This is a genomic window from Bacteroidota bacterium (assembly GCA_016194975.1).
GTDB lineage: Bacteria > Bacteroidota > Bacteroidia > Palsa-965 > Palsa-965.
In genome coordinates this window covers 27,645-39,721 of sequence record JACQAM010000007.1, presented here as the reverse complement: position 1 = coordinate 39,721, position 12,077 = coordinate 27,645, and the positions used below count along the sequence as shown (strand labels likewise).

Sequence of the window (12,077 nt, the reverse complement as noted above, 5' to 3'; positions counted from 1 at the left end):
CTTATAATTGAAACTTTTTAGTCACATTTGAGGTATAAAGCCACAGGTGTTCTAACACCTAAATCTCCTTATATGATTATTCAGTTTCTGCGGTTCGTATGGTCTATATTTGACCTCAAACCTTCTCCCTCTATTATCAGAAGGCAAAACAGAATTTCTCCCCGACAAAAAAGAAATTTCTGAAAACCGAACAAAAAAAAATCTTATGAAAAGAATCCTGACTCTCGTCACTTTCCTGGCATTATTCTCTTCTGCGTATTCGCAGAATGATCTGTCAGTGACCAATATCACTGCACCGGTTAGCGGATGTGCACTTTCAGCAACTGAAAATGTAACGATCAAGATCTTCAATTTTGGAAACGATCTGCCGGCGGGAACCATTTTCAATGTTTCCTATAACATCAATGCCGGCCCACCGGTAACGGAAACAATAACGCTCGCAGCTATTCTCCTGCAGAATTCCACTTACACTTACACCTTTGCTACGCAGGCGAATCTTTCTGTTCCGGGCGTTTATGTTTTTAATGCTTCCGTTGCGCTGGCCGGAGACATTAATGCATCGAATGATGCTTTCAATGGTTACAGTGTTACCAATACCGCACCGTCAGTCGGAGGAACAGTTTCCGGCGGAACCAATGTTTGTATTTCAGGAAATGCAGGTACGCTTACTCTTGCCGGCAATACCGGAAGTGTTCTGCGCTGGGAATATTCTACTGATGGAGGCGCTACATGGATCAATATTTCAAATACTACAACTTCTCAATCGTATTTAAATCTGGTGGTACCGACTCTATATCGTGCGGTTGTGCAGAATGGAGCATGTGCAACAGCAAATTCAACAATAGCTTCCATGACCATTGATAATGCATCTGTTGGCGGAACTCTTTCAAGCAACGCCACAGTTTGTACAGGAATAAATAGCGGAACACTCACACTCTCCGGAAAAACAGGTGCCGTTCAGCATTGGGAACAATCAATTGATGGAGGAGTTACGTGGACCAACATTGCGAATATTACCACTTCCTATACTTACACGAATCTTGTCATAACTACAAAATATCGGGTGCTCGTGCAGAATGGTTCTTGCGCAGCGGTGTATTCGACCACAGTTACCATCACTGTAAGTCCGGCAACTGTTGGCGGAACGCTCGCTCCGGTTTCTACCACAGTTTGCAGCGGAAGCAATGCAGGAACAATTACGCTTTCCGGAAAAGTTGGAGCAGTAATCCGCTGGGAATATTCCATTGATATGGGAATAACCTGGACGAATATTGCCAACGTTACCACCACGCAGAATTATCTGAATCTTGTTTCAACTCGTCTTTATCGCGTGCGCGTGCAGAGCAGCCCTTGTGCTGTTGTGTATTCTGCGAATGATACAATTAATGTTACTTCGGTTTCCACCGGGGGAAGTATTGCTCCTGCAGCTTCCCAGGTTTGTACCGGTGTCAATGGAGGAACATTAACGCTCAGCGGAAATAATGGTGCGATTATTCAATGGGAATTCTCTACAGATGGAGGTGTAACATGGACGATCATTGCGAATACCACCACCACGAATAATTACCTCAATCTTATCACGACCACCATGTATCGTGCGCTCGTGCAGAATGGAGGTTGCGCTGCTGCTTATTCGGCCACAGCAACGGTTACCGTTAATCCGAATTCCGTTGGAGGAAGTGTCTCAGGAGGAACTACAGTTTGTGCTTCCGGCAACAGCGGCACACTTACACTTTCAGGACAATCAGGTTCTATTGTACAATGGGAATCTTCTGTTGATAATGTTATATGGACCGTCATTGCGAATACTACTGCCACAAATAATTATCTCAATCTCCTCGATACAACCTATTATCATGTCATTGTTCAGAGCGGTGTTTGTCCAGCTGATACTGCAATTCCCGATACAGTAGTTGTAGATCCTGTTACAGTAGGAGGAACCATTTCTCCGGCTGCGGATACAGTATGCAGCGGACTCGGAGCAGGAACGTTGACGCTTGGTGGATATACGGGCGGTGTTGTGCAATGGGAATATTCAACTGACGGTGGTGTAACGTGGATCATCATTTCAAATACTACCAACACGCAGAACTACGTGAATCTTACCACACCAACTATTTATCGCGCACTGGTGAAGAGTGGTGTTTGCTCGCAGGCTTATTCGACCCAGTCGGTCATCAGTATCAATGCACAGGCCGTTGGCGGGACGTTGTATTCCAACACAACCGTATGCGGCGGCAGTAACAGCGGAACACTCACTCTTGTTGGCTACAGTGGCTCTATTACGCAATGGGAATCTTCTATTGACAACGGCGTTACCTGGTCGGCTATTGCAAACACATCCAATACCAATAATTATCTCAACTTAATTGACACAACATTGTATCGTGTCATCGTGAACAGCGGAGTTTGCCCTACTGATACTTCTACCGGCGTCACTATTACTGTTGATGCACCATCGGTAGGTGGTTCTGTTTCGGCCAACGCAGCAGTTTGCGGTGGAAACAATAGCGGTACACTTACATTGAGTGGCGAGACCGGTAATGTGGTCGGATGGGAATATTCAACAGACGGCGGTGTTACATGGATCAATATTTCCAATACTACAACAATGCAGGGTTATCTTAATCTTATGAGTACAACAGAATATCGTGCACGTGTTGCAAATGGTGTTTGCCCTTCTGATACATCGATGAGTGATACGATCACGGTAAGTCCAATGACTGTTCCAGGAACAATTACCGGAAGTACTGCTACCTGCGAAGGAACTGGTAACGGAGTTCTTACACTCACCGGTTACACCGGATCGATTTTGGGATGGGAAACTTCTTCCGACGGAATCACGTGGTCACCGATTCCTTTCAATACTCCTTCTGTAAACTGGAGCGATCCGCTTGATACAACTTATTATCATGTTCTCGTTGCAAGCGGCGTTTGTCCGCTCGATACTTCAACGATCGGAACAATTTTGGTTTATCCGAAACCAGTAGCCGGATTTACTTCGCCAACTGTTTGCTTCGGAACACCTACACAATTTACCGATACAACCACTATTGCAACCGGTGGATTGCAATTCCACAATTGGGATTTCGGTGATTCGAATGGAGCTTCCATTGCAACAAGTCCGAATTACACTTACGCAACTGCCGATACATTCAACGTAATGCTCATCGTTATGTCTGATCACAACTGTTCTGATACAGCGTTGGGAATGGCTATCGTGAATCCGCTTCCGAATGCAACGATCACCGCCGGGGGGAGTCTCGTACTTTGTTCAGGTGATAGTGTTCAACTGAGTGTTCCTTCGGCGCCACAGAATCATTATATGTGGAGTACGGGCGATTCTGTGAATGCTATCTACGCAATGAATGCAGGAAATTATGTGGTCACTGTTACTGATACAACATCCGGTTGCGCTGCAATGGATTCTTCAATGATCAGTGTTCTTCCAAGTCCTGTTGCTTCTGCCGGGCCCGATACTTCTGTGAGTGCAGGATCTTCTATTATGTTGAATGGAACAGGCGGGTTGGTTTATTCCTGGCAACCAACAGTTGGTTTGAGTGATCCGAATGTGATGAATCCGAATTGCACTCCTCCATACACGGTGACTTACACACTTACAGTAACAGATCTCAACGGATGTTCTGATACCGATGCAGTGAAAGTTACATTCCTGAAAGATTACAATGTGATCATTTCAAATCTTGTTACGATCAATGGTGATGGATTCAATGATGTATGGAATATTCAGAACATAGAATATTACCCGGAGAATAAAGTAACGATCTACAACCGTAACGGAATGAAAGTTTATGAGCAGGAAGCATACAACAACGGATGGAACGGAACTTACAACGGTGCGCAGTTACCCGACGGAACTTATTACTACGTGCTCGAATTCACCGACACGGGTGAAACGTTCAAAGGAGCAGTCACATTAGTTAGCGGAAAATAATTTCAACACAGGATAAAAACATAACGACTATGAAAAAGTTAATTCTTTCTATGATCGCAGCAGTTGCCCTGGTTGAAACCGGCAATGCACAGCAGCTTCCATTGTATAGCCAGTATTATTACAATACTTTTCTCTACAATCCTGCAACCACCGGCGTAACCGGTGAAACGAATGCGTTTCTTGTTCACCGTAGCCAGTGGACAGGAATGCCGGGCGGACCGGTAACAAATGCATTCACGGTGGATGGATTTATGGATGCGAAGAATGTAGGACTCGGCCTGAATATTTTCAATGATGCGCAGGATATCAATGAGCGTCTCGGAATTTATGCGTCGTACGCTTATCGTTTGAAAATAAATGATGATCAGCAGATCCGTTTCGGGCTCACACTTGGATTCCTTGATAACCGGATCGATTTTTCAAAAGCAATAGTGAAAGACCAGGGCGATCCGATGATGTTCTCGCAGGTGATGCGCAAAAGTGCGCTCGATGCAAATTTGGGAGTGAGTTACAACTGGAAAGAATTGCGGGTGGGGATTTCTGTTCCGCAATTATTCGGACAACATGTTTCTTACACTGATTATTCCACCACTTCCTATTACCAGTTGAATCGCCATTACGTGGGAACCGTGAATTACAAATGGGTTTTCAATGAAGACATGCAACTCGCTCTTGAACCCATGGTGATGGTGCGATTCATGCCGCATACGCCATTCCAGTATGATGTGAATGCGCTCGCCAGTTGGAAAAGTATGGTATGGGTTGGAGTTTCTTATCGCAGCAATTATGCAGTTGGTGTTGAGGCAAGAGTAAAACTCTTCGGTAATCTCAGTGCAGGATATGCATACGATATTATCATCACCCCGCTTAAAACTTCAGCCGGTATCAGCCATGAATTCATGCTCGGTTATAAATTCGGTGAATTCAAATCAGGTGGAGATTCCAGCAGCGGGCATCAGCGTGGAAAATATGATTGAAAGTCACCGTGGAAATAATAAAAAGAAATTTGTGAATATTCTTTCAGCGAATAAAAAATTTATTTGGTGTGCTTCGATTGTCTTGTTGAACACACTCGGAAGTTTTGCGCAATCGCCAGCCGACAAAATGCTGATCAGTCATGCCGATCAGCTTTTTTCTCAGCGCGAATACGAGCAGGCCTATTCCTACTACACGATCCTGAAAGATGCACATAAGGATGTGATCGTTTACCAGTATCGTGCGGGCGTATGCGCGATCTACACGGGTGATGCCGAAACTGCATTGACACTCCTTAAAAGTGCTTACGATAAAGATCCAACGATCCCCAATGTGAATTTTTTTCTCGGGCGCGCTTATCTTTTGAACGATCAGTATGATGATGCATCGCTCCAGTTCAACCTTCAGATCGCAAAAGAAAAAGATCCTGATCTTAAAGCGCGTCTCCAGCAATACATAGTTAATTGTTCTGCTGCAAAAGAATTGAATGGAAAGCCCACCAATAATCATGTTACCAATTGCGGCGCTCCTCTGAATACTTCCTACGATGAATATGCTCCCGTTTATCTTGATAACGATTCCACGCTCATTTATACTTACAAAGGGCCGGGATGCACGGGCGGAAAACATCTTTACTTTGAAAGCAACGATTCAGCAGGATATTATTTCGAAGACATTGTTCAGTCCACTGTTTCTCATGGATCATGGTACGCACCGCAGGGACTCAATGAAAATATCAATACCGCTTCGCACGATGCAGCTACAGCAGTTTCTCCGGATGGAACTACACTTTTTATTTTCAGAAGTTCCAGCGATGATGGCGGAGATATTTATTGGTCTAAAAGAAACGGAAGAGAGTGGTCCGATCCGCAAAAACTGAAAGGTGATGTGAACAGCGGCGGTTATTGGGAAGGAAGTGTTTCTATTTCTGCTGATGGCCATACAATTTATTTTGCAAGCGATCGTCCCGGTGGTTTCGGCGGGAAAGATATTTACAAAGCAGAATTGATGGGCGATAGTGTGTGGACAAATGTGCAGAACCTCGGCGCAAATGTGAATACTGCTTTTGATGATGACGCGCCGTACATTCTTCCGGATGGTTCCATGTTGTATTATGCTTCACGCGGACATAACAGCATGGGTGGTTATGATATTTTCTTTTCTACACTCGGTGGGGATATGTTATCATGGGAACTCGCTCAGAATATGGGCGCGCCGGTCAACAGTACGGCAGACGATATTTTTTATCAGCCAACAAAGGACGGCTATCACGCAGTGTTTGCTTCCAATCGTAAAGGAGGAATGGGAATGATGGATCTTTATTTTGCAGATCCCGGCGTTCCTGCAAAAGATCAATTGACCATTCAAGGACTCGTTACGCTCGATGGAAAACCTGTCGGCGCAATGGTGACAGTAACTTACGTGGACAAGCAGGATATACAAGGTGATTATTCTGCGAGTACTCTCAACGGGCGTTATTCCATCAATCTTCCATCAGGAGAGAATTACAAATTATTTTTCCAGGTGAGTGAGCAGGAAGAATACAGCAAGACTTTTGACGCGACGCAAATACAGACTTACACTACGCACGTAATGGATGTGGAATTTTTCTCCGACACGGCTTTGATGCATAAAATAAAGAAAGGAAGTGAAATGGTGGGCGATAAAAAGGACATTGTAATGCGAAATGATTCTATTGCAAATTATTTAGGGGAAGATGGCAATCCGGTAGAACCGGGTTATTACGTGGTAGTCGGTTCATTCAAGAATGCAGATTATGCGAGGAGAATGAAAAATAAATTGATAGCATCGCATGCTTACCCGAAGATCATGCTCATTTTCAATAAGAATAACGGATTTACTTATTGTGTGATCGCACATCCTGGCGATCAGTCAGCTTCTGAAAAACTGGTACTCGACGCACGCAAAGCTTATCCTGATGCGTGGATAGAATTCCTTAAGTAGAGTACGAAATACGAAATCCCGAACGCGTTCGGAAAAAAGTTACCAAATGCAGATGAATACGAAATCTGTTTTCACCATTACCCTTTTAGTACACTTTCGTATTTCGTACTCTGCTAACGTGTGAAATGTTTTGTGTAAGTAGAACTGTTCCCGCATTTATCCGTTACTACCAGCACAAGATCATGTTCTCCTTTTCCACAATGTTCATCAAATGTGTACCAGATCATTTTTTTCTTCGGTTCATATTGCATCAGTACCCATTTACCGTCTATCGTTGCGCGGTAACTTTTTATTCCCGAAAGATTATCGCCGATCGTGAATTTCATTGAGCTCAATGATGAAAGATCTTCCTGTTTTGTTTTCATATCGAAGTTCGAAGTGTGAATGGAAGGAGCCGTTGTATCACTCATGATCATGAAAGTGCCAAACGATTTTATATCGGCTGTTATTCCATTCCCGCTCCAACTGCCGCCGATGTAACTGTAATGCCCCGATTTTGTTTTCTGAACAATAAAAGATTTTGCACGCATATTTTCCGGTATATCGGCGTAGAGCGTGAAAGAACAGGATTGCTGTACCGGAATATTTTCGGGGAATGAAACAGAAGATGCAAATCCTTTTTTTTCCAGGGCAATATTGAAAATCAATTCTTCATTCTCATAAAATGCGCGCGAAGGAGTACTCAGTTGAAATGAAGATTCGTCAATGAGATTTGTGGTGTCCCACAGGAGCACGTGCACGTACGGAGTCAGGCCCATACGCGCGGGAACGGGAGAGCGCGCCAGCGACTTCACTTTGAAATCGAAAATTGCTTTATTGGCAAAAGCATCACCGAGCAAATAACGGAAACTGATCTTCGAATCGGAATTGAAATTTACATAACCGTTATTTACCACGCTGTCGTAGATCGGAAGAATATTATTCGGCAAAACAAAACTGCATTGGTAAAAATGGCTGTGTTCTTCATATTCATCATAATCAATGAATGCATTGATGTAACGCAGATCATCGAAAGGCAAACGCTCGAGATGATGCTTGTAGATCATTTTTTTTTCTTCATCCAGTTCTATCGAATAAACGCCGTTCTTTCCGTTCGAAACAGTTTCTTTATCATAGCCCTCAATTGCAAAACCAATTTTGCCGTGAACGACTATACTATCGGTTGCATTTGCAAGAATATATTTTCCTCCTGAAATTTTCAACGCAAATTTTACAGCTTCATTTTTTCCATTCACACTCGCGCCCGGCTCAGCAGGACAAACCAATAACGTTACAGGAACAGGAGCCACATCATCTTTCACCGGCAAACCGAAGAGCAACGGATTCAGCGCATCTTCTGTTTTTTCATCACGGATCTCAAAGTGCAGATGGGGCCCGCCGGAATTTCCTGTATTGCCGCTGTACGCGATCACATCTCCCTTTTTTACTTTTATTTCATCCGGCTGCAATTGCAATTCCACTTCAAACGATTCGTCTTTGTATTGCTCTTTTCCAACGTACGTTCCTATGGCGTCATTGAATTCGCTCAGGTGCCCGTACACGCTCACGTAGCCGTTCGGGTGCGTGATGTAAATTACTTTTCCATAACCGAACGGACCCACTTTTATTCTTGAAACATATCCGTCGGCTGCAGCGTGTACCGGAAGCCCTTCCACACCGTGCGTGGTAATATCTATTCCTGTATGAAAATGATTTTCGCGCAACTCACCGAAATTTCCGGCAAGCATAATGGGAATGTCGAGCGGATTACGGAAATAATTCTGCGGATAATCGCTTTGCGCCGTAAGCGGGAAAGGAAATAAGAAAAGAAGAAAGATTTTTTTCACCGGAATAAAATTAAGGCAACTCAACTCACAACCGGGCAACGTTTTGAATAGCTGTCAACGTTTTCCTGTTAATTGTTTGCCATGAATTTTGTGCCAATTTTTCAAATCGCTTTCAACATTGACGGTTTATCTCTAAATTTAACAGTATGAAATTCCTCCGTTTCCCCGTTGCCATAACCGGCGTTCTGCTCGTTTTCTTTTTTTGCGATTCCTGCGGCAATAAAGAGATCGAGTCATCGAAAAAAATTACCGTAGCGGGGAATGAATATACGATCCGTGCCAGCAGTTCGCGCGAGTGGGACGCAGGCGTAGCAGGAGGCGGACACGCACCTATTTTCATTCCGTATGTCAATAAAAATATCAGCAATGCAGTGACCATCGAGTCGAACGGAAATATTTTTCTTGCAGATGGAATGGAAGAATTCCCCGATATGCTTTCTAAAAATGAATTGCAGAAGATCGTTGATAATATCGATCTGGAAAGTTCACCTGACGGAAAAAATTTACTCTACACACGCATCACTGAAAAAGGAAAGATCATTCGCGTTATTCACCGGGTGGAGGGCGGAAAAATGTTTCATACCGGTTATTACGATGATCTTTTCACTGCAGATGTGAATGCGGGAAAAGATCCTGATTGGACAAAAATTCCTGCGCTGAAAGATATTGCTGCACGTTTTTTCATGGACACGGTTTCCATTGAAAATCAGGAATATGTTTTTGATGCATTGCTTTCGCTTAAACATACCAATGAAATGGACCAGTTTGCACTCGGAACTTACGGTGCTTATCGTAATTCCACTTTTTATATCAATTCGCTTTCCGAACAATCGGTGTGGAAAGATCTTGATGCTTCGTGGAAAACGAAAGTGGCCGACCGCGTTCGCGTTCTTGCACGCGATATGGAAGAGAACGCTTATTCCGGCGATACCACCTCTTATGCGGTGGATACTTACAACACATTGATTGCTCTTGCCCGTAATGCAAATTCAACGCAACTTTATTCTCCGCTCGACAGCGTGATGTGCCGCTTGTGTTTTCATAATGAAAAAATGTTCTACAAATTCATTGAGCGGTTCGATACGGCCTGGTATAAAGCTCCTGCTCCTGAAATCCTGGATTATCTCGATCAGTTGTTCACCATTCAATTCCTCCAGGGAAATCATTCGGGTAAAGAACCGGAGATACTCACTGCTCAAAATATTTTTGATCTTGGTTTGAAGGCCAATAATTCAACTATGAAAAATTACGCGGCCTCACTGATGATAAAAACCTGGCCGGAAATGGAGAATGATTCTCAGCAACCGAATTTACTTAGTTCTTATTTCGAATATCTCACCGCAGCCGATCAGGAAACGGTACTGGCAAAAGCAGAAAAAAGTATGGATGGAAAATACAAAGAGGAAGCGGCAAGCATGATCAACGATCACGGCGATTGCGAACTGTATTTGAAAATGAAGAAAAAGTATCCGTCGCTGTTTACCTCCACGCGCTCCGATTGTGAAGATGAGACTGTTCATACCACGAAATAATATTTCCCCAATGAGAATAACCAGGGCATTGAAATTTTTTGGTGTGGTGATGTTGTGCTTTTTTATTTGTGCGAATTGTTTTTCGCAGGAAATAAAAAAGAAAAGAGGAAAGGTCACATTGTATTACGACAACAATAAAACGGTGAAGGCAAAAGGGAAAGTGAAGAATCATAAAAAAGAAGGCGAATGGAATTTTTATGATAAAGACGGGAAACTCGAATCAACAAAAACTTTCAGAAGCGGAGTGGAAAATGGAATGTGCACCGAATATTACCAGGACCAAAATATTTTTTCTGCCGGAAGATACGTTGATGGAAAATTAGAAGGACTCTGGACCACTTATTACGAGAGTGGAAAGATCAAGGCCAATAATATTTACCAGGATAACCAACTCGATGGCGCGCAGATCTATTATTATGAGAATGGAAAAATTTTCATGAGATCTTTTTATTTCAGCGGCAAACCTTCCTATGTCTGGACTTGGAATAATGATGGCCGCCCAAACCATTTTGAATATTATGCCAATGGACAACGCGATGGAACGTGGAGGATCTACCCGCAACAGCCGGCAGCCGGCGATACCTGTGCATCGGAAATTGATGAATATGCAAATGGAATGCTCAGTGAATTGACAAAATATTCAAACTGTGTGAAGCGTGAACAGGCGCATTATCACAATGGAAACCCGGAAGGAGAAGCTATTTCCTGGAATAGTGAAGGGCAGCTTATTTCTGTGGAAGAATATTCCAACGGGCTCCTGAATGGAAAATGTGTTTATTATGACGATGGAAAAATTCTGCGCGAGATGCACTGGAAGAACGGAAAACGTTTCGGCGCCGATGATCAGTTTGATATTTATGGAACTCTTCTCACGCACGAATATTTCGGCGCATACGGACCCGACACAATAATCTATTATCAAAAGAACGGGAAGATCTCGAATGAACGTGTATACCGGTACTATCCCGGCTTCGTGCGCGAAGAACAATTTTCTCAGTACTCGGAATACGATGAGAATGGGATTTTAATGCTCACCGGTGAATATCATTTTGAAGCGAAGAATTCCAAATGGCAGACCTTTTATCCGAATGGGAAAGTGAAATCAGAGACCACCTATAACGGCGGAAAAATGGACGGCATTTATACGAAATGGTACATGAATGGGAAAGTGATGCTCGTGCTCGAACTGGATGGTGGTAGTGTTGTAGCACAACCCAAAGCATTCGACTACAAAGGAAGGCCATTGAAAGAAGGAAGCAAAGCTTACAACGAGATCGTGGACGGAAACAAACCGGGCGAAGTTTATGACAACCCTGCCTATTATCACCCCGATCGCACGAAAGTCTCCGGCAATATTGTTTTTATTACTCCTGAAATTACGAATCAGGATGAACCGCCTCCGCCAATAGAAGTGGATTCCGTAAATACAGATTTAATGAACCGGGATGGGGAAAATAATAATGTTATTGTTGAACAAAGAAACGATACGGAGGAAGCTTTTACTTTCGCTGAACAGATGCCGGAGTTTGCAGGAGGAACAGGCGAATTTTACAAATTCATGAATAACAATCTTAAATATCCGAAAGGTTATGAAGAAAAGCAGGGAACAGTGTGGGTTCAGTTCATAGTCGAAAAAGACGGAACGGTTTCCAATATTAAAATTGCAAAACCCATTCCGAATGCACCCGATTTTGATAAGGAAGCCATGCGTCTCATTGCATTGACGAGCGGAAAATGGAGTCCGGCAAAAATGAATGGAAGAGCAGTAAGACTGCAAATGACGATGCCGGTAAAATTCAGGAATGAATCGGCGGGAAATTAATG

At 43.4% G+C, this 12,077-nt stretch carries 6 protein-coding genes; 5 read left to right on the top strand and 1 reads right to left on the bottom strand.

The window, feature by feature from the left end; all coding sequences use genetic code 11:
• The first annotated feature begins 205 nt into the window (after nt 1–205).
• The 3 genes from HY064_04815 to HY064_04805 are packed head-to-tail and all read left to right on the top strand — an operon-like array spanning nt 206 to nt 6,895.
• Entirely contained in the window at nt 206–3,955 is a 3,750-nt protein-coding gene (locus HY064_04815; GenBank protein MBI3509963.1) for a gliding motility-associated C-terminal domain-containing protein, read from the top strand.
• Nucleotides 3,956–3,984: 29 nt separating this feature from the next.
• Entirely contained in the window at nt 3,985–4,932 is a 948-nt protein-coding gene (locus tag HY064_04810) for a type IX secretion system membrane protein PorP/SprF (GenBank protein MBI3509962.1), read from the top strand.
• On the top strand, nt 4,889–6,895 hold the full coding sequence (locus HY064_04805; protein MBI3509961.1) for a PD40 domain-containing protein: 2,007 nt from the start codon (nt 4,889–4,891) through the stop codon (nt 6,893–6,895). The genes HY064_04810 and HY064_04805 overlap by 44 nt, the downstream gene beginning before the upstream one ends.
• Before the next feature lie 113 nt (nt 6,896–7,008).
• Here HY064_04805 and HY064_04800 read toward each other — a convergent pair whose 3' ends face one another.
• Nucleotides 7,009–8,721, bottom strand: coding sequence for a M23 family metallopeptidase (locus tag HY064_04800; GenBank protein MBI3509960.1), 1,713 nt, complete (start codon nt 8,719–8,721; stop codon nt 7,009–7,011).
• 146 nt (nt 8,722–8,867) lie between these two features.
• On the opposite strand from HY064_04800, the gene HY064_04795 reads away from it, so the two are divergent.
• Nucleotides 8,868–10,253 (top strand): hypothetical protein, encoded by a 1,386-nt coding sequence (locus HY064_04795; protein MBI3509959.1) that lies wholly within the window; start codon nt 8,868–8,870, stop codon nt 10,251–10,253.
• A gap of 10 nt (nt 10,254–10,263) precedes the next feature.
• Nucleotides 10,264–12,075 carry a TonB family protein gene (locus HY064_04790; protein MBI3509958.1) on the top strand — a complete coding sequence of 604 codons (1,812 nt, stop codon included), beginning with the start codon at nt 10,264–10,266 and terminating at the stop codon, nt 12,073–12,075.
• Nucleotides 12,076–12,077: the final 2 nt, after the last annotated feature.